24 protein-coding genes are annotated in these 25,212 nt (G+C 68.7%); 5 read left to right on the forward strand and 19 right to left on the reverse strand.

Annotation, left to right across the window (positions count from 1 at the left end; genetic code table 11):
* Positions 1 to 102: 102 nt before the first annotated feature.
* The 16 genes from EV191_RS03330 to dacB form a co-directional block, all read right to left on the reverse strand.
* The gene (locus EV191_RS03330) at positions 103 to 2,508 is read right to left on the reverse strand and encodes a DUF6779 domain-containing protein (RefSeq protein ID WP_132875291.1); all 2,406 of its coding nucleotides are present in this window, start codon (positions 2,506 to 2,508) and stop codon (positions 103 to 105) included.
* 36 nt (positions 2,509 to 2,544) lie between these two features.
* On the reverse strand, positions 2,545 to 3,012 hold the full coding sequence (locus EV191_RS03335) for a DUF3180 domain-containing protein (RefSeq protein ID WP_132875292.1): 468 nt from the start codon (positions 3,010 to 3,012) through the stop codon (positions 2,545 to 2,547).
* Positions 3,013 to 3,068: 56 nt separating this feature from the next.
* Positions 3,069 to 3,563, reverse strand: coding sequence for a 2-amino-4-hydroxy-6-hydroxymethyldihydropteridine diphosphokinase (gene folK, locus EV191_RS03340; protein WP_132875293.1), 495 nt, complete (start codon positions 3,561 to 3,563; stop codon positions 3,069 to 3,071).
* On the reverse strand, positions 3,560 to 3,952 hold the full coding sequence (gene folB, locus EV191_RS03345) for a dihydroneopterin aldolase (RefSeq protein ID WP_132875294.1): 393 nt from the start codon (positions 3,950 to 3,952) through the stop codon (positions 3,560 to 3,562). Before folB ends, folK begins: the two co-directional genes overlap by 4 nt.
* Positions 3,945 to 4,745 (reverse strand): dihydropteroate synthase, encoded by an 801-nt coding sequence (folP, locus tag EV191_RS03350; protein ID WP_132876119.1) that lies wholly within the window; start codon positions 4,743 to 4,745, stop codon positions 3,945 to 3,947. The genes folB and folP overlap by 8 nt, the downstream gene beginning before the upstream one ends.
* Positions 4,746 to 4,801: 56 nt before the next feature.
* On the reverse strand, positions 4,802 to 5,410 hold the full coding sequence (folE, locus tag EV191_RS03355) for a GTP cyclohydrolase I FolE (RefSeq protein WP_132876120.1): 609 nt from the start codon (positions 5,408 to 5,410) through the stop codon (positions 4,802 to 4,804).
* Positions 5,411 to 5,532: 122 nt separating this feature from the next.
* Complete coding sequence (gene ftsH / locus EV191_RS03360; RefSeq protein WP_132875295.1) at positions 5,533 to 8,055, reverse strand: ATP-dependent zinc metalloprotease FtsH; 2,523 nt, start codon at positions 8,053 to 8,055, stop codon at positions 5,533 to 5,535.
* A gap of 305 nt (positions 8,056 to 8,360) precedes the next feature.
* Entirely contained in the window at positions 8,361 to 9,185 is an 825-nt protein-coding gene (locus EV191_RS03365) for an ESX secretion-associated protein EspG (RefSeq protein WP_132875296.1), read from the reverse strand.
* 69 nt (positions 9,186 to 9,254) lie between these two features.
* Positions 9,255 to 10,037 (reverse strand): ESX secretion-associated protein EspG, encoded by a 783-nt coding sequence (locus tag EV191_RS03370; RefSeq protein ID WP_132875297.1) that lies wholly within the window; start codon positions 10,035 to 10,037, stop codon positions 9,255 to 9,257.
* A 3-nt stretch (positions 10,038 to 10,040) separates the two neighbouring features.
* A complete protein-coding gene (locus EV191_RS03375; RefSeq protein WP_132875298.1) occupies positions 10,041 to 11,462 on the reverse strand; it encodes a hypothetical protein in 1,422 nt (473 codons plus the stop codon).
* Between the two features lie 8 nt (positions 11,463 to 11,470).
* On the reverse strand, positions 11,471 to 12,037 hold the full coding sequence (locus tag EV191_RS03380) for a DUF3558 family protein (RefSeq protein WP_132875299.1): 567 nt from the start codon (positions 12,035 to 12,037) through the stop codon (positions 11,471 to 11,473).
* On the reverse strand, positions 12,034 to 12,414 hold the full coding sequence (locus EV191_RS03385) for a hypothetical protein (protein ID WP_132875300.1): 381 nt from the start codon (positions 12,412 to 12,414) through the stop codon (positions 12,034 to 12,036). The genes EV191_RS03380 and EV191_RS03385 overlap by 4 nt, the downstream gene beginning before the upstream one ends.
* A 140-nt stretch (positions 12,415 to 12,554) precedes the next feature.
* A complete protein-coding gene (gene hpt / locus EV191_RS03390; protein WP_132875301.1) occupies positions 12,555 to 13,109 on the reverse strand; it encodes a hypoxanthine phosphoribosyltransferase in 555 nt (184 codons plus the stop codon).
* A gap of 56 nt (positions 13,110 to 13,165) precedes the next feature.
* Complete coding sequence (gene tilS / locus EV191_RS03395) at positions 13,166 to 14,146, reverse strand: tRNA lysidine(34) synthetase TilS (RefSeq protein WP_132875302.1); 981 nt, start codon at positions 14,144 to 14,146, stop codon at positions 13,166 to 13,168.
* A 22-nt stretch (positions 14,147 to 14,168) separates the two neighbouring features.
* Positions 14,169 to 15,257 (reverse strand): zinc-dependent metalloprotease, encoded by a 1,089-nt coding sequence (locus EV191_RS03400; RefSeq protein WP_243658727.1) that lies wholly within the window; start codon positions 15,255 to 15,257, stop codon positions 14,169 to 14,171.
* Between the two features lie 47 nt (positions 15,258 to 15,304).
* A complete protein-coding gene (gene dacB, locus EV191_RS03405; protein WP_132875303.1) occupies positions 15,305 to 17,458 on the reverse strand; it encodes a D-alanyl-D-alanine carboxypeptidase/D-alanyl-D-alanine endopeptidase in 2,154 nt (717 codons plus the stop codon).
* Between the two features lie 205 nt (positions 17,459 to 17,663).
* On the opposite strand from dacB, the gene EV191_RS03410 reads away from it, so the two are divergent.
* Entirely contained in the window at positions 17,664 to 18,185 is a 522-nt protein-coding gene (locus EV191_RS03410; RefSeq protein WP_132875304.1) for an inorganic diphosphatase, read from the forward strand.
* A gap of 74 nt (positions 18,186 to 18,259) precedes the next feature.
* On the opposite strand, the gene EV191_RS03415 is transcribed toward EV191_RS03410, so the two are convergent.
* Together EV191_RS03415 and EV191_RS03420 are read right to left on the reverse strand one after the other, a co-directional pair.
* A complete protein-coding gene (locus tag EV191_RS03415) occupies positions 18,260 to 19,534 on the reverse strand; it encodes a serine hydroxymethyltransferase (protein ID WP_132875305.1) in 1,275 nt (424 codons plus the stop codon).
* A 38-nt stretch (positions 19,535 to 19,572) separates the two neighbouring features.
* A complete protein-coding gene (locus EV191_RS03420) occupies positions 19,573 to 20,364 on the reverse strand; it encodes a PP2C family protein-serine/threonine phosphatase (RefSeq protein WP_132875306.1) in 792 nt (263 codons plus the stop codon).
* Positions 20,365 to 20,447: 83 nt separating this feature from the next.
* On the opposite strand from EV191_RS03420, the gene EV191_RS03425 reads away from it, so the two are divergent.
* The 3 genes from EV191_RS03425 to EV191_RS03435 are packed head-to-tail and all read left to right on the forward strand — an operon-like array spanning position 20,448 to position 24,247.
* A complete protein-coding gene (locus EV191_RS03425; protein WP_132875307.1) occupies positions 20,448 to 22,250 on the forward strand; it encodes an N-6 DNA methylase in 1,803 nt (600 codons plus the stop codon).
* A gap of 22 nt (positions 22,251 to 22,272) precedes the next feature.
* Positions 22,273 to 23,199: a serine/threonine-protein kinase gene (locus tag EV191_RS03430; protein ID WP_132875308.1), complete on the forward strand. Its 927-nt coding sequence runs from the start codon at positions 22,273 to 22,275 to the stop codon at positions 23,197 to 23,199.
* A gap of 37 nt (positions 23,200 to 23,236) precedes the next feature.
* A complete protein-coding gene (locus EV191_RS03435) occupies positions 23,237 to 24,247 on the forward strand; it encodes an LLM class F420-dependent oxidoreductase (protein WP_132875309.1) in 1,011 nt (336 codons plus the stop codon).
* Positions 24,248 to 24,255: 8 nt separating this feature from the next.
* Here EV191_RS03435 and EV191_RS03440 read toward each other — a convergent pair whose 3' ends face one another.
* Positions 24,256 to 24,660 (reverse strand): VOC family protein, encoded by a 405-nt coding sequence (locus tag EV191_RS03440; protein ID WP_132875310.1) that lies wholly within the window; start codon positions 24,658 to 24,660, stop codon positions 24,256 to 24,258.
* A 126-nt stretch (positions 24,661 to 24,786) separates the two neighbouring features.
* On the opposite strand from EV191_RS03440, the gene EV191_RS03445 reads away from it, so the two are divergent.
* Positions 24,787 to 25,173: a VOC family protein gene (locus EV191_RS03445; protein WP_132875311.1), complete on the forward strand. Its 387-nt coding sequence runs from the start codon at positions 24,787 to 24,789 to the stop codon at positions 25,171 to 25,173.
* Positions 25,174 to 25,212: the final 39 nt, after the last annotated feature.

Raw genomic sequence — 25,212 nt, forward strand, 5'->3', positions numbered from 1 at the left:
GCCGCGTAGTCGCGCAATGGGCGTGCGCCCTCAGTGGCGGTGTTCATGGGTCACTCTCGGTCGCGGACGTGCGGTCGCGATGCAAAGTACGCGAACGAACCGTCAATCCGCGCGACGGCGTCGCCGTCGCGGCGTGTCCTCGTTCGAGCCGTGCGCGGCGAGCAGATCGGCGACCGAGCGCCCGCCGGCCCCATGCGATCCGCTCGAGCGCGCCAAACTCGGCTCGGCTTCCGCCGCTTCCTGGTGCCAGCCGTCGCGCGGTTCGCTCGTCTCGGCGCTGAACGCCCAATCCGCGGACTCGCTGCTGGTCAGCTGGTAGTCCTGCTCGGAGCCCCAGCTGGCGAACTCACTGCTGCTGAACTCGCTGCTGGCGAACTCGGTGTCGAAGGAGCCGCCGGTGCTGCCATTGCGGGAGGCGCCGTTGCGGTCCCCGCCGAAGTCCGAGAAATCGAAGTCGCTCGAACCGAAATCGCTGGCCGTGGAGCTTTCGGTGGCGAGGTCGGTACTACCGAATTCATCGGACTGCCAGTTGAAGCCCGCGTCGAAACCCGCATCGTCGAAACCGGTGTCGAAGCTGGTGCCGTTCAGCCCGGCACCGTTCAGCCCCGCGCCATTCAGCCCAGCGCCGTTCAATCCGGTGCCATTCAATCCGGTCTCGTACGGCTCGGTCTCGTTCAGCTCAGGGTTGTTCGGCTCAGGGTTGTTCAGCTCGGCGGGCTCCGCTTCCGGTTTACGCCGGCGACCACCGGAGCCCCTGGAACGCTGCATCGCCTCGGCGAGCGCGCCCAGTTCACCGTCTTCTGCCGAATGCCGCCGACGCCGACCGCGGCCCGCATCGGCCTGCTCCCCAGGTTCCGGCTCCACCGGATCCGGCTGCCTGGGCGCTTGCTCGACCGCGGCGGGCTCCCCGGGGTCGAATTCAGCGGCTGGCTCGGCCGCTTCTGGTGAATCGACGAACAGGGCGCCTGGCTCGCCCGCCGGCTCCACGGGAAAGTCCAGCGCCCAGGGGTCGCTCTGCGGCAGCTGACCCGTTTGCGTGGGCTCCGCCGGTTCTGCCGCGCGTTCCCTGGTGGGGAATGCGGCGCCCAGATCCCTCGGACGGGCGCGAGCGGAGCTTCGATGCGATTGGTCCATCTCCCAGGAGGGTGTCCAGTCCAACGTGAATTCCTCCGCGAGCTTGGCGGGTGGCTGTTCGGGCTGCGGCGGGCGAACCGGGGGGTGCTCGGGAACGGTTCGCGCGCCGGCGGATGCATCGGCAGCCGGACGGTCAGCGCGATCGGGGGCGCTGCTTTCAGGAATACCGCTTTCGGGGATGCTGTCCGGTTGGCTGAGTCGCGGCTCCGCCTGATCCCGAGGCGCCTGATCCCGAGGTGCTTGATCCCGAGGCGCGTGATCCTGCGGTGCGGCCACGATCGGTTGCGGCATCGTCAGTTCGAACTCGGCTGGCGCCGGTGCTGGTTGGCGGACCGGCAGCCCCGCGATCGAAGTGCGCGCCGGTTCGGCCGGCGCGGGCGGCTGGGCTGGCGCCTCGGGCGGCGCCGCGTCGCTGGCCTGTTTGGCGGGTACCGGTTCCGGAGGAGTGGCCGGCTCAGCAGCGACCGGCCCACCGTGCACTGGCCCACCGTGCGCTGGCTCAGCGTGCACCGGTCCAGCGGGCGCTGGTTCGGCGTGCACTGGTTCGGCGTGCCGTGACTCAGGGCGTGCCGGCTCGGGTTGTGCCGGCTCGGGTTGTGCCGGCTCGGGTTGTGCCGGCTCGGGTTGTGCCGGCTCGGGTTGTGCCGGCTCGGGGCGCACTGGCGCTGAGCGCGCTGGTTCGGGATGTACTGGTTCGGGATGTACTAGGCCCTGCCGTGCGGGCTCGCCCCCGGCCGGCTGGGCTGGCCGGCCAGGCTGATCGTCGAACAGGCGCCCAATCAGCTGGGTCGGCGAATCGGCCTGCGCCAGGTCCGCGGCCTCCGGCCCGGCCACCAGCTGCCCCTTGACCTGCTGCGGGCCGCGCGGATCGACCATCTTGGGGTCTTCCTGGATCGAGCGCATCCGGGTGGACTGCGCGGTCAGCGCCACGCGCTCCACCAGGAGCTCCCCATCGACGAGCGAGCGCAGGCTCTCCCGCAATGCGCTCAGCTCGGCACGCAGTTCCGCCAGCTCTTCCCTGGATTCGGCTGCCACCTGGGCGCGCGTCTCGGCTTCCACGGCTTTGGCGTCCGCCTCGATCTCCAGCTCGTACTCGCGACGCGCGGCGATCTCACGTTCCAGCTCGTGCTCATACGCCGCTTGCGCCTCGGCGGCCCGCTGCTCGCTGCGCGCCATCTCGCGGTGATACCTGGCGGCGAGGAATGCCCCGCCGAGCGTTGCCCACAGTCCAGCGAGCACGCCCAGCTTCAGCAGGCGCTCGTCCTCGGTGAAGGCCAGTATCGCGGTCGCTCCTACCGCCAGCAGGATCAGGAGCAGCACCAAGGGGCGCGTCAGCCTACGGCTGGCGCGCGACCCCTCGGCAGTGCCACTCATGGGCCCTACCGTACCTCGCGGTTATCAGTTTGAGACCTACTCGTCTGATCCTGACGGGTGACGCTTGTCCTGTCGTCGGTCTTTCGGCGTACGGCAGCAATGCTCCAACCACAGCGCCGCACCGATCAAAAGCCCTGCGCACAGCAATCCGATCACGGCACTGGGGGTGTCGTCCTGCGCCGCGATGAGATCACCGCTGCGCGGCAACAAGTAACCCAGAACACCGAGCCAGACCCCGAGCATGATCGCTCCGAGTAACGAACTGGCTTTCGCGAGTGCTACTGCCCGTGCGGCGGTCAGTGGTTGAACCATCCGACCTTCGTGGATCCGGGCGCGCAGCTGGAAGGCGAAAACGAACTCGGCGAGTGCCAGCACCCCCAGTGTCACGCCGGCGAACAGCGGCAGCCCCGGCAGCTGGGCATAGATCAGCTGAAGGAGCAGATACCCCAGCACAAGCCCAACAAGCCCAGCGCCTACCAGGTCGCGGGGGCGGGTGAAATGCACGAGGCCAGGATAGCCGGCCGGCACCATCGGGGCCGCCGGCCGGTGCGATGGCGTGCTCAACCCAGCGTCAGATCGTCCCTACGCAGCACACCCGCCCGTGCTACCTCGGGTAGCTCGGCAAGCAACTTAACCACCCGACCGTGTCCAGGAAGCTCCGCGTCCGGATCGACAGCCAGCCAGGGAATGAGCACGAACGCGCGCTCGTGCGCATACGGATGCGGCAGCCGCAGTCGCTCGTCGGCGCTGGTCACACCGGCAACCGTGAGCACGTCCACATCCAGTGATCGAGGCCCCCAGTGGCGCTCCCGCACCCGCTCCGCGGCCCGCTCACAGTGCTGCGCCGCAGCCAGCCAGTCCCATTCGGTGCGCGCGGGGTCGGCCACCAGCAGCACGGCATTCAGAAAGTCCGGCTGATCGGTTACCCCCCACGGCGGGGTCTGGTACACCGGCGAAGCCGCCTGCACCGCGTCGCCGAGCTCGCGCACGGCAAGCAGCAGATAGCCAAGCCGATCCCCGAGATTCGACCCGATGGACAGCACCGCGCTGGTCATTCGCTCGCCCTGGCTGCCTTGCCCGCGCTACGCCGGGAACGGCGAATGGTGACCGCCACATCGGCGAAGTCCAGCGGGATCGGCGCTGTCGGTTTGTGCACTGTCACCTCGGCCGCCACCAGCCGCGCGTCCAGCATCAGCTCGTCCGCGATCTTGCCGGCGAGCCGTTCGACGAGCAGGCAGGACTCCCCGCCGACGATCCGCGCGGCCAGCTGGGCGATCGCGCCGTAGTCGAAGGTGTCCGTGAGATCGTCGCTGCGGCTGGCCGCCGTGAGATCAGCCCACACGGTCACGTCCACGACGAACTTGTGGCCATCCACCCGTTCCTGCTCGAAAACCCCGTGCCGGCCGAACACCTTCAGCCCGGTAAGCGTGATCCGATCAGCCATTGCCACGCCGCCAGGCATCGGCAACCGCGATCGCGTCCAGCGAGGGCTGTACATCGTGTACCCGCACGCCCCAGGCGCCCGCGCCGGCGGCAAGTGCGGACACCGCCGCGGTGGCGTTCTCCCTACCGCTCGGTGGCCGCGAGCTACCGTCCTCACCGGCAAGCAGGGTGCCGAGGAACCGTTTCCGCGATACCCCGACGAGCACCGGGAAACCCAGTTCCAGCAAGGAATCCAGCGAATTGAGCAGTGCCCAGTTGTGTTTCGACTTCTTGGCGAAGCCGATCCCCGGGTCGAGCACGATGGCCTGCTCGGACACGCCCGCGGCCAGCGCCGCGTCCACTCGCGCGGAAAGCTCGTCCCGCACATCGCGCACCACATCGGTGTAGTCGGCGAGCGCGTCCATCTCGGTGGCATGCCCGCGCCAGTGCATCAGCACCCACGGCACTTCGAGCTCGCCGACCACGCGGGCCATATCTGGGTCGGCGAGCCCGCCGGACACGTCGTTGACCACCCGTGCTCCTGCCGCGATCGCGGCGGCGGCGACCGAAGCGCGCGTGGTGTCCACACTCAACTCGATCCCCATCCCGGCCAGCTTCTTGATGACCGGAACCACCCTGGCGATCTCGGTCTCCGCATCCACCCGCGCGGCGCCCGGCCGGGTTGATTCGCCGCCGATATCGATGATGTCCGCGCCGATGGACCACATCCGCTCGGCATGCTCGATGGCGTCCGCGACATCCAGGTACCGCCCGCCGTCGGAGAACGAGTCCGGGGTGACGTTCAGTACGCCCATCACCACACAGCGGCCGGGATTGGGCAACCGGGCGGCCGGCCCTTCGTTGGTTTCGATCAACCCCGCCCCCTGATCAACTCGAGTGCTTCCGCCCTGGACGCCGAGGAGGTCTGCAGCAGACCGCGGACCGCCGAGGTCGTGGTGCGCGTACCGGGTTTGCGGATACCCCGCATGGACATGCACAGGTGTTCGGCCTCGACGACCACGATGACCCCGCGCGGGCGCAGCTTGCGCATCAACGCGTCGGCGATCTGCGAGGTCATCCGCTCCTGCACCTGCGGCCGCTTCGCGTACAGGTCCACTAACCTGGCCAGTTTGGACAGACCGGTGACCCTGCCCTGCGCGTTCGGGATATAACCGACGTGGGCCACGCCGTGGAAGGGAACCAGGTGATGCTCGCAGGTGCTGTACAACGGGATATCGGTGACCAGCACCAGTTCCTCGTGACCTTCGGCGAACGTGCGGTCGAGCACCTCGTCCGGGTCGACGTGTAGACCACCGAAGGTTTCTCGGTAGGCCCGCGCCACCCTGGCCGGGGTTTCCCGTAGACCGGCCCGGTCCGGATCCTCGCCAACCCCGATCAGCAGCTCACGAATGGCCCTTTCGACCCGTTCCTGGTCGAACTCGCGCCGCCCGCTTTCCGACTCCTCGGGCACGACTTCGATCCCGGCGCGGCCGTCCGGCACGCCGTTGCCACCGACGTTCTCGCTCCGGGTCACGGTGCCCTCCTCGGAAACAACGGCCCTGGTCGAAGTGATCGACCAGGGCCGTACCGTTAACCGTCTGCTCAGCGACGCTCGCCGTCCTCCGGCGGCCGCTGTCCACGGTCGTCCTGGTTACCGGGTTCTGGATGATCAGTTCCCGGTTCCCCCGAACGGTACTGCGTGGACTGCTCCGGAGCCGAGCGATATGTACCGTCGGTTCCCTCACGTTGGCCGTATTCGTTGCCCGACTGCTCCCACTGCGGCGCCCATTGCTGGTTCCGACCACGCGGGGTAGTCGCCGGCTGCCAGCCGGGCGGGGCACCATAGTGCGGCGGACCTGCCCTGTTCGGACTGGCGCTCTGTGGGTAACCCCCCTGCACTGGCCCGCCCTGAGCTGGGCCACCCTGCACTGGGCCACCCTGAACCGGGCCACCCTGTGGGTAGCCCTGCTGCGGATAGCCCTGTGTCGGCTGCTCGGGGTAGGCGGCGTGCCGACCGGCCTGGCCGTTCGAGCCGAGCCCGTTACCGACTGGCTGGCCCTGATCGAGCTGGCCGGACTGCTGACCGGAGTCAAACATCTGGGTGGCCGCGCCGACCGGCTCCGGCGTTTCCTGCTGGGGCGTTTCCGGCTGGGGCGTTTCCTGCTGGGGGGCCTCCGGTGCCGGCTCCGGCCACGGCTCACCGCGCTCATGCGCCAGCTCCCGAGGCGTCTTCACCGGCGGCTTGTCCGAAGGCGTGCGCTCGCCGAACTCGTTGAACGTGGTGATCCGCGGACGCTTTTCCACCCTGGAGAAGATCTCTTCGAGATCCTTGCGCTGCAGGGTCTCCTTCTGCAGCAACTGCACCACCAGGTCGTCGAGCACATCGCGGTAGGTGTTCAGCACGTCCCACGCCTCGGTGTGCGCGGCCTCGATCAGCTTGCGGACTTCCTCGTCGATCTCGTGCGCGACCTCGAGCGAGTAGTCCGACTGCCGACCGGCCGAGCGGCCGAGGAACGGGTCACCCTGTTCCTGGCCGTACTTCACCGCACCCAACCGGGCACTCATGCCGTACTCGGTCACCATCGCGCGGGCGATCTTCGTCGCCTGCTCGATATCCGAGGAAGCACCGGTGGTCGGCTCGTGGAACACCAGCTCCTCGGCACTACGCCCGCCGAGCGCGAACACCAGCCGGGCGATCATCTCCGAGCGGGTCATCAACTCCTTGTCGTCCTCGGGCACGACCAGCGCATGCCCGCCGGTACGCCCGCGCGGCAGGATGGTCAGCTTGTACACCGGCTCGAGGTCCGGCATCGCCCACGCGGCGAGCGCATGCCCGCCCTCGTGGTACGCGGTGATCTTCTTCTCGTGCTCGGAGATGATCCGGCTCTTGCGCGCGGGACCACCGATAACCCGGTCCACCGACTCCTCGAGCGCGGCTTCGGTGATCGTCTGCTGGTTCTGCCGCGCGGTGAGCAGCGCGGCCTCGTTGATCACGTTCTCCAGGTCCGCACCGGACATCCCGACGGTGCGCTTGGCCAGCCCGTCCAGGCTGACGTCCCGCGCGAACGGCTTGCCCTTGGCGTGCACCTGCAAGATCGCCTTGCGGCCACGCATGTCCGGCGCGGAAACCGGGATCTGCCGGTCGAACCGACCGGGCCGCAGCAACGCCGGGTCCAGGATGTCCGGCCGGTTGGTCGCCGCGATCAGGATGATCCCGCCGCGCGAGTCGAACCCGTCCATCTCCACCAGCAGCTGGTTCAGCGTCTGCTCGCGCTCGTCGTGCCCACCGCCGAGCCCCGCGCCACGCTGCCGGCCAACCGCGTCGATCTCGTCCACGAAGATGATGCACGGCGCGTTCTGTTTGGCCTGCTCAAACAGGTCCCGAACACGGGATGCACCGACACCGACGAACATCTCCACGAAGTCGGAACCAGAGATCGTGTAGAACGGCACTCCGGCCTCGCCGGCCACCGCGCGCGCCAGCAGCGTCTTACCGGTTCCCGGCGGCCCGTAGAGCAGCACGCCCTTCGGGATCTTCGCGCCAAGTGCCTGATAGCGCCCTGGGCTCTGCAGGAAGTCCTTGATCTCGTGCAGTTCCTCGACGGCCTCGTCCGCACCGGCGACGTCGGTGAACATGGTGGTCGGCATGTCCTTGTTCAGCTGTTTTGCCTTGGACTTGCCGAAGTTCATCACCCGGTTGCCGCCGCCCTGGGCGTTGTTCATCATCCAGAACAACAGCAGCAGGAGCAGGCCAAGCGGGATCATGTAGATCAACATCTGAGTCAGGAACGAGTCCTGGGTGACCTTGGTGTCGAACTCGATGTTGTTGTTCTGCAGCGAGTTGTAGATCTCTCCCGCGGCCTGCGCGGGGAACTGCGTGATCAGCTTGGTACTGCCCTCGCCGAGCCCCTGCACGGGGTTGTTGAGGGTGAGCTTGAGCCGCTGCTCCTTGTCCTCGAACTCGGCGCTTTCGACATTGCCGGCTTGCACCTGCGCCACGGCCTTGGACGTGGACACTTCGTTGTAGCCGCGGGTGTCGTCGAACAACGTACTGAAGACGAGGTAGAGCAGAACCACCGCGAGAATCCACACCACGGGGTTGCGTAGCAGGCGCTTACGATCCATCCGTTAACAACCAACAGCGTGCCACTGCTGGCCTCGACCCTCCTTGATTACGTCCGTTGCGGTGCACCCATATCTCGGAGGTAGTTCGGGAACACCGAATTACCAGCGTACCGCCCTTCCCCGGACGCTCCACCTGCGTGGGGCGGCGGGTTGCGCGAGTGGCGCAGCGCCTATCGCACAGTGCCTGTCGCCATCGGCTGTCGCCTACTGCCCTTCGCCCTGCACAGAGTGCACAACGAAGGACCACTGCGTAGTGTTCCCGCGCTTCGCGCACTCGGCTGAGCGAGCTAGCGAGACTCGGGACACTAGCGTCCGGCGGAGACGCTACCCAGCATCTCACCGATGTGGTGGCGCATCGTAGCGGCATCCGCGGGCGAGACCGTGACCCACTCGGAACCGTCCGGGCCCGATCGGGAAAGGCTCAGGTAGCGCCCGGTCTCGTTGTCGAACCAGCCGAGCACCCGCGACCTGCGACGGCCGGCGACCGAGCTCCGGCTGTTCGCCGCGATCTGCCCGCCGCGCTGCCGCGGGTATTCCGCGAGCTGCGCATACGCGGTACGCGGGTCACTTGGCGCTTCGGTGGCGGAAAGGCGGCGCCGACCACTCCGGCCACTCTCGCCGCCGGTAGCCGCGCCGGCCGTGGCCATCGCCGGGTCCACCTTCGGCAGCCGGTGCAGATCCGTCGCCGCGATCGTGACGGATCGCGAACTGCCCCGTGGATGCGTCGGGAGCAGCTCGATAATCGAAGAGGCCAACGCGGAGCCGGGGATCGCCCGCAACCACAGGCCATCCGCATCCTGTACCGCGAGCACCGCGTTATCGGCGGCGTCACCCGCGGCGAGCGCGACCACCGGCGCGCCGGTCAGCTCGCTGAGATAGATCGAGTCCACGCTCTGCGCCGGCCGGCCGAGGAGGATCAGCCAATCCTCCACCCGTGGATCCAGCCGGCCCTGGCCATCCAGAATCATCCGCGCGCGTAGTTCCTCCTGCGCGCGATGCCGTAAACCACGCCGCTCGTCCTCGGTCCTGCCGTGCGAGCGCGACCGCAACGGATACGGCAGCTCACCCATGTTCATCGACTCCCAGAGGAAGTCGAGGGCGAGCGGGGTAAAGAATTCGGCCGAAGCCACCTGCGTCACCTCCCCCTCAACTGGTACAGATCGCAGCGTAGTGCACCAGATTGGCACGCCGGAGCGCCCTCATCGCCCGCCGTTGCTGGCTCGCACGCCGTTCAGCAGTTCGCCGATGCGGTGCCGCAGGGTCGGCGCGTCCGCGGGAGCGATAGTGAGCCATTCCTCGCCGCCGGCACCGCCGCTGGACTGGGTCAGGTAGCGCCCGGACTCGGTGTCGAACCAGCCGAGCACCCTGGACCGGTTCCGCCCACCCAGCCGGCCACGGGCATTCGCCGCGATCTGCCCGCCGCGCAGCCGTGGTTGGGCGAACAACCTGGCCAGCGCGGTACGCGTGTCCTCATCGCTCTGCCGTCCCGAGTTGACCGGCCGGAAACCCTGTTGCTGAGCGGCCGTGAGCTCCCGAGTCGGCAACGTGATCGACTGTTCGGCACCGCGACCGGCCGCGGGTAGCTCGTCAACCACCGCCGAGGCGAGCGCGCTCGGCGGCAACGGAGCCAGCCAGGTGCCCCGTTCGTCCTGCCTGGCGAGCACGGCGCGCTCGGCGGTGCCCGCGGCGAGCACCTTCCGCACACCTTGCGCCGCACCCTCGGGCAGGAACACCGCGTCGACGCTGAGCTCGGCCGTGGCCAGCAGCATCAGCCAGTCTTCCACCTCGGGTACGACTCGCCCGGTGTCGTCCAGCACGCGGCGATCCCGCAGTCCTGCCATCACCTGCCGGCGAAGCGCGGCACGCTCGCCGACCGTGCTCCCGTGCGAATACTGTTCGAACGGGTAAGGCAGTTCGGTGGTGCCCAGTGACTCCCAGAGAAAGTCGAGTTCAAGCGGCCCGAAACCAACCCCGGCGGGCACGGATCACTCTCCAATAACCGGGGGCGCGGCCGAACTGTCCGCGCCGAAGGTCTCCTCGGGGTCCGGCTCGATCAGGTAGGAGGCGCGCTCGTAGTCCTCGTCCTCCTGCGCCTGGCCGCGCGCGCCACCCATCGGCGCGCCACCCATCCCTGGCCGGCCCTGACCGGAACGATTCGCGTCGCCACCGGCGCCGCCAGCCATGCCTGGCGCCATCCCGCCTGGGTAGCCACCCGCGCCACCACCGGTCGAGCCGGTCGTACCGCCGGGCGCGGGAGTGCCGGCAGCCGCCTGGCCACCCGAAGCCTGCGCCGCCCCGGACACCCCACGTGCGCTGCTCGTCGTCGCGCCTTCCCGCCGCGGAGTGGAACCGGCCCGTGCCGCCGCACCGCCCGAGTTGAACCCACCGAAAGCGCCACCGAAACCGGCGGAGCCGAGGTTGCCGGAAGCCGGCGCGGGCGCGGCAGGAGCCGCGGGAGCGGCCGGGGCGCCAGCTGGGGCAGCCGGTGCACCGGCGCCAGCCGTACCGGTGCCGCCACCTGGCCCCATCGGCATCCCGGTGATCTGCTCCTCACCACGCGCGTCGTAGTCACCGGCGAACGATCCGGTACCCGCCATCGGGCCGGCGCCGAAGCCGGTCTGGCCCGGCCCAGTGCCAGGGCCGTCGCTGAGCACTTCGCCACCGCGTCCGGTGCCGCCGCCCCGGTATGCCTCCGGGTCGAAGGTCGGCGTGCTCTGATCCACATCGGACATCGCCTGGGTGTAGGCGTTCATGTACTTGACCTGCTCGGCCTTGACCGAGTCGGCCGCGTCCTTCTGCGCCTTCATATCGGTGGCCAGCGCGGCCGGGCCGCCGGCGAGCATCGCGGTCATCGACTGGCCGGGGTCGAAATCCTTCGGCTGCGGCATGGCCTTGACGTTTGCCGCCGCGACCGACTGCTGGGCGAGCCGGTTGCCCATCATTTGCGCGGCCTGCCCTGCCCGGCCACTGGACGCGGCGATCGTGGCCAGCGTGCCCTGCGCCGCGGCCGCGGCCTCACCCTGCCACGCCGTGTTCAGGTTGGCGATCGCGCTGTGCAGCTCGTTCGCCACGGTGGCGAGCGTGTTGCCGTGTTCGGTCCAGGTCTGTCCGATCTGGTCCGCGGTCGCCGGGTCGTTGCGCTGCGTGGCGCCGAGGTAGAGCTGTTCGCTGGACTGCGACTCCCAGTTGGGCGGGTCGGCGATTGCCCGGTCCTCGCCCATCATCACGTCTTCGCTGAGGTCCTCAGCCTGGTTATCGGCGTGCATACCCTGCAACGCGTTCGATACGGCTGGATTGTCGCCTAGCCCGAACGGCAGCGCGGCGGCCGAGGCGTCCGCGCTGTCCCCAGCGTAAGCGCTGGTGCCATAAGGGCCGGCCGACTGCGAACCGGAATCCTGCGGTGCCATCACTCCCCCTATTCGGAAATCTTCTCGGTGGCCTTCGTGGCCGCTTGTTCTGCCAGATCACACTCGTTGAGCTTGCCCTCGCCCGCGCTCAGCACGCTTACCGAAGCACGCAGCATGGAACTCTCGCTCAGGTCCACGGCGGCCGCGCAGCTGGTGACATCGCCGTACTCGATCAGTAGTGCCGTTCGCCCATTGATTCGCGTATCGGACGAGCGGTCCCGCTCGCCGATGGTCAACTCACTGACGTTGTTCTTGTCGTTGAAGCTCAGATCGAAGGAAACGGCCTTACCTGACCACTCGCAGGCCTGTTCGCCGAAGATCTGGGTCGGTTCGCCGCGCGGGTCCACCGAAAGTCCCCGCGCCTCCTGCTCGGTGAGCAGTTCGCAGAGTTGTTTGTTGGTGAAGCTGGGCGGCCCATCCTGCTCCCGCCCGTCCCGCTCCTGGGGAGCCGATTCGGCCGCCGAATCCTGCGCCGCGCTCGCGGAGCCCCGGGTGTCGTCGGTACCGCAGCCAGCAAGCACCGTGGCACCGGCCACGGCCACCAACGCGGCCCCAGAACGCACCCGGAGAGTCATGCCAACCCGCCGAACTGGCGCGCCCCGTCCTGCTCGTTGCTCTGGTAGTTCTGCATCGCGGTGACCAGGCCCTCTTCGGCCTTCTGGTACTGGCCGTACAGCTTGCGCAGCGCATCGGTGTAGGAACCGGCGCCATCGGCCCTGGTGGCCATCTTGGTCGCCATCGCGTTGCCGACCTGGTTGGCACCAAGCTGCGGCTGCTCGTTCAGCCGGCTGGCCTTGGTCAGCAGCTCGTTGACGGTGTCCTTACCGCTGCGGATCTTCGCCAGCGCGGTCTGTGCCTCGTCGGGGTTGATCGAGACCTGACCACCGGCCGCGGCGTTCGCGAAACCGACCGCGCCAGGGGTCCCGGCACCCCCCGTACCAGCCTCGTACATCTGCCTTCCGCCTCTCCCCTGAATTGCCCCAGGAGCCAATGTGGGATCACTGCTCTTCGCTAAGGCTAACGCAGTTTCAACACGGGTATGACGTGTTCCGGGCAAATTCAGTTCCGCTGACTAGCACCTCAAGGCAAGTGTCACGAAGAGTAAACAGTCGGCTGGAGCGTACCGATGTAAGGAAGGTCACGATATCGCTCTGCGTAGTCGAGGCCGTAGCCCACGACGAATTCATCCGGGATGTCGAAGCCGACATAGCGGACCGGCACATCGATCTTCGATGCTTCCGGCTTGCGCAGCAGGGTGCACACCTCGAGCGAGGCCGGCTGACGGCCGGCGAGATTGCGCAGCAGCCAGGACAGCGTCAGCCCCGAGTCGATGATGTCTTCCAGGATCAGCACATCGCGGCCGGCGATATCCCGATCCAGGTCCTTCAGGATGCGCACCACACCCGAGGACGAGGTGGACGATCCATACGAGGTCACCGCCATGAACTCCAGCTGGGCGGGCATCGGCAACGCGCGGGCGAAGTCCGTCATGAACATCACCGCGCCCTTGAGCACGCCGACCAGCACCAGATCGCCGGCGGATGCCTTGGTTTGGTAGTCCTCGCCCACTTGTTTGGCGAGTTCGGCGACCTTGTCGCTGATTTGCTGCTCGGTAAGGAGCACGGAGGCGATATCGCCTTCGTACACGGCAGTGTCCCCTCTGTTAACGCCGGTCAACGACCGCGGATCGGGTACCGCGCTCGTTAAGTTCCGGTGACTTCGTGGTGTACGAGCAGCCTCCCATGCGCGCGCCTGGCCACCAAGCTCCCGGGTAGCCATACGCCGCCCTGCCCGCGCCAGTGCGTGATCAACGCCTCCACCGCGCGCAGTTGTGGATCACTGAGCTCCCGCACGCCAGCCTCGGTCAACCAGCCGCGCAGCACCCGCCGCCGCACGGCCGAGGGGTGCGCGGCGAGCGCATCGACAGCGAGCCCACCGTCCGCGCCGGTCAGCTCCGGACGCAGGGCTTCGGCCAGCTCATCCAGCGCGCTCAGGTCGTCGCGGAGTTGCGTCGCGGTACGGGCGAGCGCGGCGGCCACCCCGCCCTGCAACACCTGCTCAAGCAGCGGCAGTACCTCGTGCCGCAGCCGCACCCTGGTGTAGCGCGGATCGGCGTTATGTGGGTCCTGCCACGGTTCGAGGTCGAGCGCGGCGCAGGCGCATTCGGTGGTCTCGCGGGGCAGCTCGAGTAGCGGCCGGCCCCACGGCGGGTCCAGCTCGCGCATCCCGGCGAGCGAGCGCGGGCCGGAGCCCCTGCCCAGCCCAAGCAGTACCGTTTCGGCCTGGTCATCGCGGGTGTGCCCGAGCAGCACCAGCGCATCGGGCGCCGGATTGGCCGCCCGCAGCGCCCCGTAGCGGGCCCGCCGCGCCGCCGCTTCGGGCCCACCGCTGCCGTGGACATCGACCGGGATCACGCGCACCTCGGCCAGCCCGAGGCCGCTCAGCTGGGCGGCGGCGCGGTTCGCTACGGCCGCCGATTCGGCCTGTAGCTGGTGGTCCACGATCAGCCCGTGCACCCGCAACCCCGCGCGCGGGCCAACGAACGCGCAGGCGGCGGCGAGCGCGAGGGAATCGGCGCCGCCGGAGACCGCGACCGCGAGCTCGGTTGCCGGGTAGGCCGTGCGCCGCAGGAAATCGCGCACCGCCGCACGCACCGCCGCGACGGCTGGATCGGGGCCGGCCATCAGCGAAGCATCCCTGCCGTCGTCACGGTCGGACGCGACGCAGCCAGGCATCCGGGTCGGTGATCTCGGCACGGGTAGGCAGCGATTCCGGCGACTCCCACACCAGGTTGAACCCGGACATGCCAACCGCGTCCACGATGTGCTTGGTGTAGGCCGAGCCCTGCGCGTACTGCCGGACCTTCGCGTCCACCCCGAGCAGCACCCGCAACGCGCGATCGAGCACGCCGCCACCGCGCCGGCGTTCGGTGAACTTGCGGCGGATCGCGGCCACACTGGGCACCACCTGCGGACCGACTGCGTCCATCACGTGGTCGGCATGCCCTTCGAGCAGCGTGGACAGCGCGATCAGCCGGTCGAGTACCGCCCGCTGTTCGGGCGAGGTGAGCAGTTCGGCGATACCGATCGGGTCCGCGCCGGCCCGCGTCTGGCGAGACTGACGCGCCTGCTTGAGCAGCTCGGGCAACCTGCCGAGCCGCGAATCATCCGCATCGCCGAACCCGGTGAGTAGCTTGCCGACCTGCTCGGCGAAGTAGTCCCGCAACCAGGGGACGGCGGTGAACTGCAACCGGTGGGTGCACTCGTGCAGGCAGACCCACATCCGGAAATCCGCGGCCGGCACATCCAGCGCCTGCTGCACGCTCAGCACGTTCGGCGCCACCAGCAGCAGCCTGCCCTCGGCGGCACTCGGGCCGAACGGGTCGTACTGGCCGAGCACGCGGGAGCCGAGGAAGGCGAGCAGCATGCCGGTCTGCACCCCGGCGCTACCGGCGAACAGCGCGCTCAGCCGGTTGTCGACGCGGCGCGGCACCGCGTCATCGGTGAGCGCGGAAAGCCCTTCGGTGGCGGCCTGGATCCACCCCTGCCGGTCCACGACCTCCGCGTCGCGCAGCGGCAGCCCGTGCCCGAGGCCGGTGAGCTCGCGTACGTGCAGTTCGGCCGTGCCGTTGACCTCGTGCAGGGCGCGCACGGTCTGCTCGGCCCGCGCGCGCGGCACAGGTGGTCCGCCGCGTACCAGTTTCCTGCCGGTCGCGGCGGCGACCGACCAGTCGATCGCGCCCGGTCCGCCGGCGGCCGTCCGGTTGACCCGCAGGCCGTTTCGTGCCCGTTCCACGGTCTCGACGCTACCCGAGAAGCACCACCGGCGGCGCCGTTGCCGGCTCAGCGACAGCCGCAGGCGCGCAGGCTGGCCGCGACGTCGTCGAGCGCCGCGCGCCCCGCCTCCTGTTCCGCGTCGGCGGACATCAGCGCGAACACCAGCACCTGGTTGTCGGAATCGAGGACCGTCCCGGCGAGCGTGTTCACCCCGGAGAGCGTGCCGGTCTTTGCCCTTACCCAGCCGCGACCGGCTTCGCTCGAGTTCTCGTGATACCGGTCGGCGAGGGTGCCGGTGCCGCCGGCGACCGGTACGCCACCGAGCAGGGGACGCAGCTTGGCGGTCCGCTCCGCCCGCGGGTCGCCTTCCCCGCCGAGCGGTGCGGCCGCGGCCGCCAGCACTTCGGCAAGCAGCTTTGGCGTTATCCGGTTCTGAGTGGACAGTCCACTGCCGTCCGAGAGTTCAATGCCGGAGACATCAAACCCGTTCTGCCGCAACACATCCAGCGTGGCCTTGGCGCCGCCGGCGAAGGTCGGCTGCTCACCGGCCGCCAGCGCTACCTCGCGTGCGAGGGTTTCGCCGAGCATATTGTCCGAGGCGGAAAGCAGGGTGTCGACCAGCTCGGAGACTGGCGGTGAGGCCACCTCGCCAAGCACTTCGGCATCCTGCGGCGCCGATCCGGCGGCACCGCCGTCGAACTGGGCGCCGAGCCGGTCGGCGAGCTCGGTGGCCAGGGTCTGCCCCGGTTCGGTCGTCCGCTGGCTGGTCGCGGCGGTTGGGTCGGCCCTGCCGCCGTCCAGCATCGCGGGCGCGACCGGCGCGATATAGCCGTCGCGCACGTCACCCGGCGCCCAACCCTTGGCCAGCCGATCGTCGGCGTACCTGCTCTCGTCAAGCACGATCCGGTCAATCTGGCCGTTGGAATTCGCCTGCAGCTGCTCGACCAGCTCGTCCAGATGCGCGGCACCCGGGTACACCGACTCCTCGCCGACAGGTAGCGAGGACAGCGTGGGGTCACCACCGCCGATGAGCACCGCGGTGCCCGGTTCGGAACCGGCGACGACCTTGGTGCTCAGCTGCTTGCCGGGATCCATGCTGAACAGTACCGCGGCCGCGGTGAGCAGTTTCGTCGCGGATGCCGGGACGGCCGCCTTGTTCGCGTCCTTCTCCCAGAGCACGGTGCCGTCTCGCGGGTCGAGCACGGTGCCGGAGAAGGTCCCGAGATCGGACGCGGAGGCTGGCCCGGACAGCTGCGCGCGTACGCCGGCTGGGCTCGGCCCGGGATTGTCGGTGGTGGCCGCCCGCAGGGCCGGGTCCAGCCGGATCGGCTCTGGCGGGTCCGCGCTGGGCAGTGGGTCCGCCCATGGCAGGCCAAGCCGGCTGGCGACCTGCGGCACCCCGGCGGCCACGCCCAGGACAAGCACCGCGACCAGGGCGAGTACCAGCGGTAATCTGCGGCGCCGGCGGCGGCCGGACTTTCCGGTCTTCGCGGAGTCGTCCGGGCCATCGGGATCGTCTGGCTCATCGGTTTCGGCCTGCCCGGCAGGCGCGCCACGTGGTTCGATCCGCACCGGCATCGCGTAGGTCGCCGGTGGGACCTCGGGCGGATCGTCGACCGGATGATCCGGTTCCGCCTCGGTGTCGTGCCCATCCGCCGGCTCTTCGGCTCCGGTTTGCTCCCCGTGGCTGGTCGGCTCATCCGGGGAGCTTGCCCCATCCCAGGGAGTCGCTGCCCAGGCAGTCACGGCGAAGGCGTCCGTATCGCCTGGTTCCTGGCCGGGGCCTGGGTAGTCCCGCTGGTTGGCGCCTACCGCGGGGAACGTGGTGGTCGGCTGCTCGTCCTGGCGTGGCTGGGGCCGTCGTGGCGGAGGTGGCGGCGGGCCCTGCTGACCTGGGCCGGATCGGGGCGGGCCGGGGCGCGGCCGCTGCGGTGGTTGCTGCTGCGGCGGTCGGCCCGGTGGAAACGGGCCGGGTTGGCCGGGACCGGGCTGGAACGGCCGTTGCGGCGGAGGCGGCGGAGGTGCCGCCTGGGTTGGCGCTTCGTCATCCTCGGTTGGCCAGAGTTGTTCCGTTCCGCCATCCGGAGTAGCCGCCCAGGTATCCGGGACCGTACCGGCCGCACCCTGTGAGGCATCTGACTCCGAAGGCCAGCGCGGCGACTCGCCGTCGCCCGACCCCGCATCCGCAGGTCGGTCGGCGTCCGGGGGCTGTCCAGCCAAGCCATTCTCCTCTGCCATGCGTGAGCACGGTCATGTTCGCTGCTAGGACGTGCCGCTTTCGGCGCGCCGTAGTCCACACTAATGATGTAGGCGATGATGCAACGACGGTGTGCGCAAGCGCGCGTCGGCATGCTGGCCGGCCAGGAAACTCCGGCGGCTCATCAAATACACCACAAGCTGAGGCACCAACACGAGCGAGGACGGCGTGGAGTTCGACGTCACGATCGAAATCCCCAAAGGGGAACGCAACAAGTACGAAGTGGACCACAAGACGGGGCGGATCAAGCTGGACCGCACCCTGTTCACCGCCACGCAGTACCCGGCCGACTACGGGTTCATCGATGACACCCTCGGCCAGGACGGCGACCCGCTGGACGTGCTGGTGCTTGTCCAGGAGCCGACTTTTCCCGGCTGCCTGATCCGTGCCCGCGCGATCGGTATGTTCCGGATGACCGATGAGAAGGGCCCGGACGACAAGGTGATCGCGGTGCCCGCGGATGACCCTCGCCAGGAGCACCTGCGGGATATCCATCACCTGAACGAGTTCCACAAGCTGGAGATCGAGCACTTCTTCCAGGTGTACAAGGACCTGGAGCCGGCGAAGAGCGTGGAAGGCTCGAACTGGGAAGGCCGGATGGAGGCCGAGGCCGAGATCAGGCGCTCGCTCGCGCGGCACCAGGAACAGCTGGCCAAGGAAGCGGCCGAAGCCGGCGACCTCGGCCACTGAGCCAACGTGGTTTGGGGGGCGCCACACACCACCACGTGGCGCCCCCCAAACCGCAAGATCCTTAAAGAATGTGATTACGGAGTGTGTGCGCTCCAGCCGGGCATCGGGTACGTGGCGAGCAACTCCCGAACCTCCGCGGCCACTCGGTCGATCGTCGCCTCGTCCTGCTCGGCGGCCGCACCCACCACGCGGTCGATCCACTCGGCCAACCGCGGCATCCGCGTGGCCTCCAGTCCGCGCGTGGTGATCGACGCCGTACCCAACCGCACCCCGGAAGGGTCGAACGGCTTGCGCGGATCAAACGGGACGGTGTTGTAGTTCAGCTCGATACCCGCCCGATCCAACGCCTGCGCGGCTGGCTTGCCGCCAATCCCCTTGTTGGTCAGATCGATCAGGATCAGGTGGTTGTCCGTGCCGCCCGAGACGAGCTCGAAACCGCGCTCCCGCAAGGCTTCCGCGAGCGCCTTGGCATTGTCCACAACGGCCTGCGCGTAGTTCCGGAACTCCGGCTTGGCCGCCTCGCCAAGCGCGACCGCGATACCCGCCGTGGTGTGGTTGTGCGGACCGCCCTGCAGCCCCGGGAACACCGCCTTGTCCAGCGCCTTGCCGTGTTCCGCCGAGGACAGGATCATCGCGCCGCGCGGTCCGCGCAACGTCTTGTGCGTGGTCGTGGTGATCACGTCGGCATAGCCGACCGGCGAGGGGTGCGCCCGGCCGGCGATCAGCCCGGCGATATGCGCGATATCGGCGACAAGCACCGCGTCCACCTCGCGGGCGATCTCCGCGAAGGCGGGAAAATCGATCGTGCGGGGAATCGCGGTGCCGCCGCAGAAGATCAGCTTCGGTCGGTGGTTCCTGGCAAGGTCGCGAACCTCGTCCAGATCGACCCTGCCGGTCTCCTTGGTGACCCCGTAGCGGACCGGGTTGAACCACTTACCGGTCGCCGACACGCTCCAACCGTGCGTCAGATGCCCTCCGGCGGGCAGCGCCATCCCCATCACGGTATCGCCAGGCTTGGCGAAAGCCAGGTAAGCGGCGAGGTTGGCCGGGGAACCCGAATACGGCTGCACGTTCGCGTGCTCGACCCCGAACACCGCTTTCGCCCGTTCGATGGCCAGCGTCTCCACCTTGTCGATGACCTGCTGACCCTCGTAGTACCGGCGGCCGGCGTAACCCTCGGAGTACTTGTTCGTCAGCACGGTTCCGGTGGCTTCGAGTACCGCCTGGGACACGTAGTTTTCCGAAGCGATCAGCCGGATCTTCGCGTACTGCCGTTCCGCCTCCGCCTCGACGAGCCGCGCGAGCTCCGGGTCCGCACTGGACAGCTGGGAGATGGGCGGCTGGTGCATGGTGGGCTCCTCCACTCCTCGGGATCGTCCACCCGACCCTAATCCTCGCCGGCCGGCATCGCCCCGCTGAGTTCGCTCGGTTCCGGCACCTGGCAGACGTCGGCGAGCACGCAGGTGATGTTGTCCGGGCCGCCGCCGGCATTGGCCAGGCGGACCAGTTCAGCCACGACTTCCGCGCGATCCACCCGGTCCCGACCCACCCGGTCCCGCAGTACCGCGCCGAGCTCGGCATCGGCGAGTACGTCGGTCAACCCGTCCGAACAGAGCAGGAAGCGATCCCCCTGGCTGGCCGGGAACGCGAAGACGTCCGGCTCGGCGGAGGCGGCGCCCTGCAGGGCACGGGTGAGCATCGAGCGCCGGGGATGCTCGGCTGCCTGTTCGGGCGTCACCCGCCCCTCGTCGATGAGCAGCTGGATCATGGTGTGGTCGCTGGTCAGCTGCCGAAGCTCGCCGTCGCGCAGCAGGTAGGCCCGTGAGTCCCCGAGATGCGCGAACCAGCAGTTGGCGCCGTCGAACGCGCAGGCGGTGAGCGTGGTGCCCATGCCACGCATCCGCGGGTCGTTGGCCACCAGCTCATCCAGCCGGCGTCCCGCATCCCGCACCGCATCGGCCAGCCGGTCGGCCAACGGCACCGCGGGTTCCCGGTGATAGAAGGCGGCAACGAAGGCCGCGATCGCCGCGCCGCTGGCCACCTCGCCGTAGACATGCCCGCCGATCCCGTCCGCGACGGCCACCAGCCCTTCGCTCGAATACACCGAGTCCTCGTTTGTCCCATGGCGCTGCCCAGGGTCAGACGCACTGGCGAAGCACAGCCGCAGGCCTTGTGTCATACCCACAGTGAACCATTTGTTTATTCAGTTCACAAACATGATCTCAGTGGATTGAAGACACAGGGGTCGGTACCGTGTAGCCAATGAGCAAGCGCGACACCGTGACCGCGGCCGATATCGCCCGGATGGGAAACGTGCGCAGGGCGGCGGTGAGCAACTGGCGCCGCCGTTACCCGGACTTTCCCCGGCCGGTCGGCGGCACCGCGGCCAGCCCACTGTTCGAGCTGGCCGAGATCCAGGACTGGTTGCGCAGCCAGGGCAAAACCTTCGAGTTGCCGCTGACCGAACGCGCCTGGCAACGCCTGCGTGGCTCGGCGGACGATCTACGGCTCGGCCAGCTGGTCGCTCGCACCGGGGCGCTACTCCTCGCGGACAGCCGCGCCGAAACCGATAATTCAGCCGAACCGATCGACCCGGTGCTGCGCGAACTGGTGCTCACCCTCGCCGCCGAACGTGGCCACCCCGCGGCATTCGACTTTCTGGTGACCCGCTACCTGGACGCGCATTCCCGCCGGCTCAGCAGTACGCCACCCGAGATAGCCACGTTGCTCGCCCGGCTCTCCCCACCTGGCGGCACGGTTTTCGACCCAGCTTGCGGGTTCGGCGGACTGCTGCTGGCCGCGGAACCGGATATGGCACTCGGCCAGGAGATCACCGAGACCGCGGCGAGTATCGCCAGCACCAGGCTGCGGCTACGCGGGATCGGCGCCAGGGTGACGACAGGGGACACCTTGCGCGCGGACGCTTTCCAGGGCGAACTCGCCGACGCGGTGCTCTGCGATCCGCCGTTCAACGAGCACGCCTGGGGGCATGCCGAGCTGACCAACGATCCGCGCTGGGAGTACGGCCTGCCCCCGCGCGGCGAACCGGAGCTGGCCTGGGTCCAGCACTGCCTTGGACACGTTCGCCCCGACGGCCTGGTAGCCATCCTGCTGCCCACCGCCGTGGCCGGCCGGCGCGCGGGCAAACGGATTCGCGGCAACCTGCTCAGGGCCGGCGCGCTGCGCGCGGTGATCACCCTGCCCGGTGGCGGGCGGGATCTCTGGTTGCTCCGAAAGCCCAACCCGGGAAGCAAGCCCAGCCCGCACCTGCTGCTGCTCGAACCGGCCGACTTGTCCGAAGTGGAACCCGCGTGGCTACGGTTCCTCGATGATCCGGAAGCTACCGAGGCACAGCGGGTTGTCGACCTGCTTGACGATGATGTGGACCTGAGCCCAGCGCGCCGGCTGCATGCCGGTGGCGCCCAGCTTGCCACCGAGTTCGGCGCCGCGCGAATGGACTTGGCTTCGACCAGACCGCAACCCCCAGCGATTGCCGCTCGCGAAGCACCGGAAGCGTTGACCTACACCACCATCGGCGAACTGCTCCGCTCCGGCCAGCTGTCAGTCCACTATGCACAGTCCAAGACGGAAGCGGCGGAAACCGGCGCGTTGCCGATGATCACGGCCGACGATCTGCACGCGGATGACCCACCGTCGGCAGCGGCGCCGGATGATGCCGAGCTGGTGATCGCGGAACCGGGCGATGTGGTCGCCGCGCCCACCGGCGCCGTCCGGGTGGTGCACGCCCGCGCCGCACTCGGCCCGTATCTCGCCCGCTACCGGGTGGATCCCGAACGGTTGGACGCCGAGTTTCTCGCCGGCTGCCTGCGGGCCGCCGGACTGCGCACGCCAAGTGGCTCGAGCCGGATGGACACGCGGCGGATCGCGGTACCCCGGTTACCTGTCGCCGAGCAACGAGCCTACGGCGCCGCGTTTCGCGGGTTGACCGAGTTCGACAGCGCGCTACGCGCCGCGGCACGGCATGGCGAAACACTGGTACGGCTCGGTTTCGCCGGTCTGATCGGTGGCCAGCTCGAACCAGAACACACCGACATCACTTGGTAACGGGCACGGTTGCGGAGGACGGATGCGGATCGCCGATCGTTACGAACTCGAGGAGTTGCCGCTCGGCAAGGGCGGGATGGGTGCGGTGCATCGCGGGCACGACAGCCATCTGGACCGCACCGTGGCGGTAAAACTACTCGGCCTGCCCGGCGGCCCGGACGATGAACTGGCCAGCCGGTTCATCCGGGAGGCGCGCATCCTTGCCCGGCTGGAGCATCCCGGCGCGCCGGTGCTCTACGACTTCGGCACCCATGAACGGCGGCTGTACCAGGTCATGCAGTTCATTGACGGCATTACCGTGCGCGATCTACTCGATGAGTACGGCCCACTGCCCGTTCCGTGGGCAACCGCGATCGCGGCGCAGGCGGTCGCGGTCCTCGCCGCCGCGCACGAACTGGCGATCTACCACCGGGACCTGAAACCGACGAACCTGATGCTGTGCCCGGATGGCAGCGTCAAGGTGCTGGATTTCGGCCTCGCCGCCCTACGCGAGGCCGACGTCGCGGAGTTCACCAGGGCGGGGCAAACCCTTGGCACACCGGCGTATATGGCGCCGGAGCAGATCAAGCGCGGGGCGGTGCGGGCGCGCAGTGATCTCTACTCGCTCGGTTGCGTACTGCACGAGATGCTCACCGGCGAGCAGTTGTTCACGGGTCCCACGGCATACGCGGTTTTCGAGAAACAGGTGAAACAGCCGCCCCCGGAGGTGACCGGCGCGCCCGCGGAACTCGCCGGCCTGCTGGCGGCATTGCTCGCGAAGGATCCGGCCGACCGGCCGGCGGATGCCTGCGTGGTGTTTCACGCACTGCAACCGTTCGCGGTCGAACTGCCCATGCTGCCCGGGTTTCTCGCGCCACCCGAGGTACCGAGCCCAGGGCGGATGTATGCCAGCGTGCTCGGCCGAACCGGCGCGCGGTTGGACTGTCTGCCAGACGGTGCCGGTGCGTAAGATCAACCCGTCGCGCACCCCAAGGACGGGAGTCAGCATGCTGGTGGACGCTGGTGGATACGCGAACACGGTCACTGAAGCGGCGAACAGCGCACAGGAAGCCGAACGCTCCGGGTATGACGCCTACTGGGTTCCGGAAACGCAGCTGGATCCGTTCATCGCGCTGGCCATCGGTTCGGAGCGCACCAGCAAGATCGAACTCGGTACGGCGATCGCGGTCGCCTTCGCGCGGAGCCCGATGACCGTGGCACTGCAGGCGAACGATCTGCAGCTGGCCTCGGCTGGCCGGTTCGCGCTCGGCCTTGGCTCACAGATCAAACCGCATATCACCAAGCGCTTCTCCATGCCGTGGTCGCAGCCGGCCGCGCGGATGCGCGAGTACGTGCTCGCCGTCCGGGCGATCTGGCACAGCTGGCGTACCGGCGACAAGCTCGATTTCCGGGGCGATTTCTACACGCATACGCTGATGACGCCGTTCTTCAACCCGGGCCCGAACGAGTACGGTGAGCCACCGATCTACCTCGCCGGGGTCGGCACGCGGATGACCGAGGTCGCTGGCGAGGTGGCAGACGGATTCCTGTGCCACGGCTTCACCACCGAGCGGTACCTGCGTGAGGTCACCCTGCCGGCGCTGGAGCGCGGGCGCGCCAAGGTGGGCAAGACGATGGCCGGGTTTCAGATCAGCGGGCCCTCGTTCGTCGCGACCGGGAACACCGATGAGGAGATCGCCTCCGCGACCGCGATGATCAAGAATCAGCTCGGCTTCTACGGTTCGACACCCGCCTACCGCCCGGTGCTTGATCTACACGGTTGGGGCGAGGTTGGCGATGAGCTACACAACCTGACCAAACGCGGCGAGTGGGCGCAGATCGGTGGACTGATCGACGACGAGATGCTCCGCACCTTCGCCGTAGTGGGCAGCCCGGACGAGGTGGTGACCGAGCTGACTCGCCGGTACGGCGACGTGGCCACCCGGATCGCGGTGCCGAACGGGCATCTTGCGCACACCTCGGATGGTCAGCCGCTACTTGCCGCGCTGCGCGGTTAGCCGGGTAGTCACGACGCCTCGTCGACCATGATCTGCCAGATATGGCCATCCGGATCAGCGAACGCGGCGGCGTAGCCCCATGCCTGTTGCTCGGGCTCGGTGACGATATCCGCGCCGGCCGCGCGAGCCTTGGCGATCAGCTCGTCGACGCCAGCCTGGGTAGCGAGGCTGAGGGTGATGATGCATTCGTGTTGCCCTGGAGCCGCAACCGTACGCCCGCCAACTACCCAGCCGAACCCGCCCGTGGGGATCAGTGCCACGTGCAGCTGCTCGCCGAGCCGTACTTGCAGTGGTTCCGGGACGCCGTCCTCCTCGAGCTCGCCGGGCAGCGAGAACCCAAGGCCGGCGCCGTAGAAAGCATACGAAACCCGCCGGTCGGCGATCGGCATGGCAACGGTCACTGGCTTCGACATCAGTGCGACTCCACTTGTCTTCATTGGGGTTGTCTTCATTGGGTGTGTCGACAAGGGTGACGCGCTTGCCGGGCAAAACTCATCGCGATCCGCGCGGAACAAGCCACAAGACCGGGAGGCCCCACAATGGCCAGTAAGTTCACCGAGTTGGCGATCGACTGCGCCGATCCGCGCGGATTGGCACGGTTCTGGGGCCTGGTCCTGGACTACGAGGTCTGGGACGCGGAAGACGAGCTGGTCACCATCGGGCCGCCGACGGCACCGGAAGACCGCAACCGCACCGGGCCGGTGCCCCCGGCATTGACCTTCGCGCGCGTGCCCGAGCCAAAGGCCGGCAAGAACCGGCTGCATCTCGACGTCAACCCGACGGACCGGACACAGGCCGACGAGGTTCAGCGGCTGCTCGAACTCGGCGCCCGGCACGCCGACGTTGGCCAGGGCGAGCAGAGCTGGGTCGTGCTCGCCGATCCCGAGGGCAACGAGTTCTGCGTCCTCGCGAGCCGCCGTCCCTGATCCGGGGGAACCCGCTTGACGGGGAAAGCCATCGATCGA

The sequence above is a fragment of the Tamaricihabitans halophyticus genome, from assembly GCF_004340875.1.
In the GTDB taxonomy this organism is placed as follows: Bacteria; Actinomycetota; Actinomycetes; order Mycobacteriales; family Pseudonocardiaceae; genus Tamaricihabitans; species Tamaricihabitans halophyticus.

Bases quoted from the DNA above. Each gene is read 5' to 3' on its own strand.
- EV191_RS03330 (WP_132875291.1), bottom strand. From the start codon at position 2,508: ATGAGTGGCACTGCCGAGGGGTCGCGCGCCAGCCGTAGGCTGACGCGC.
- folK (WP_132875293.1), bottom strand. From the start codon at position 3,563: ATGACCAGCGCGGTGCTGTCCATCGGGTCGAATCTCGGGGATCGGCTT.
- folB (WP_132875294.1), bottom strand. From the start codon at position 3,952: ATGGCTGATCGGATCACGCTTACCGGGCTGAAGGTGTTCGGCCGGCAC.
- folP (WP_132876119.1), bottom strand. From the start codon at position 4,745: ATGGGCGTACTGAACGTCACCCCGGACTCGTTCTCCGACGGCGGGCGG.
- ftsH (WP_132875295.1), bottom strand. From the start codon at position 8,055: ATGGATCGTAAGCGCCTGCTACGCAACCCCGTGGTGTGGATTCTCGCG.
- EV191_RS03375 (WP_132875298.1), bottom strand. From the start codon at position 11,462: ATGGCACCGCAGGATTCCGGTTCGCAGTCGGCCGGCCCTTATGGCACC.
- EV191_RS03380 (WP_132875299.1), bottom strand. From the start codon at position 12,037: ATGACTCTCCGGGTGCGTTCTGGGGCCGCGTTGGTGGCCGTGGCCGGT.
- EV191_RS03385 (WP_132875300.1), bottom strand. From the start codon at position 12,414: ATGTACGAGGCTGGTACGGGGGGTGCCGGGACCCCTGGCGCGGTCGGT.
- tilS (WP_132875302.1), bottom strand. From the start codon at position 14,146: ATGGCCGGCCCCGATCCAGCCGTCGCGGCGGTGCGTGCGGCGGTGCGC.
- EV191_RS03415 (WP_132875305.1), bottom strand. From the start codon at position 19,534: ATGCACCAGCCGCCCATCTCCCAGCTGTCCAGTGCGGACCCGGAGCTC.
- EV191_RS03420 (WP_132875306.1), bottom strand. From the start codon at position 20,364: ATGACACAAGGCCTGCGGCTGTGCTTCGCCAGTGCGTCTGACCCTGGG.
- EV191_RS03425 (WP_132875307.1), top strand. From the start codon at position 20,448: ATGAGCAAGCGCGACACCGTGACCGCGGCCGATATCGCCCGGATGGGA.
- EV191_RS03430 (WP_132875308.1), top strand. From the start codon at position 22,273: ATGCGGATCGCCGATCGTTACGAACTCGAGGAGTTGCCGCTCGGCAAG.
- EV191_RS03435 (WP_132875309.1), top strand. From the start codon at position 23,237: ATGCTGGTGGACGCTGGTGGATACGCGAACACGGTCACTGAAGCGGCG.
- EV191_RS03440 (WP_132875310.1), bottom strand. From the start codon at position 24,660: ATGTCGAAGCCAGTGACCGTTGCCATGCCGATCGCCGACCGGCGGGTT.
- EV191_RS03445 (WP_132875311.1), top strand. From the start codon at position 24,787: ATGGCCAGTAAGTTCACCGAGTTGGCGATCGACTGCGCCGATCCGCGC.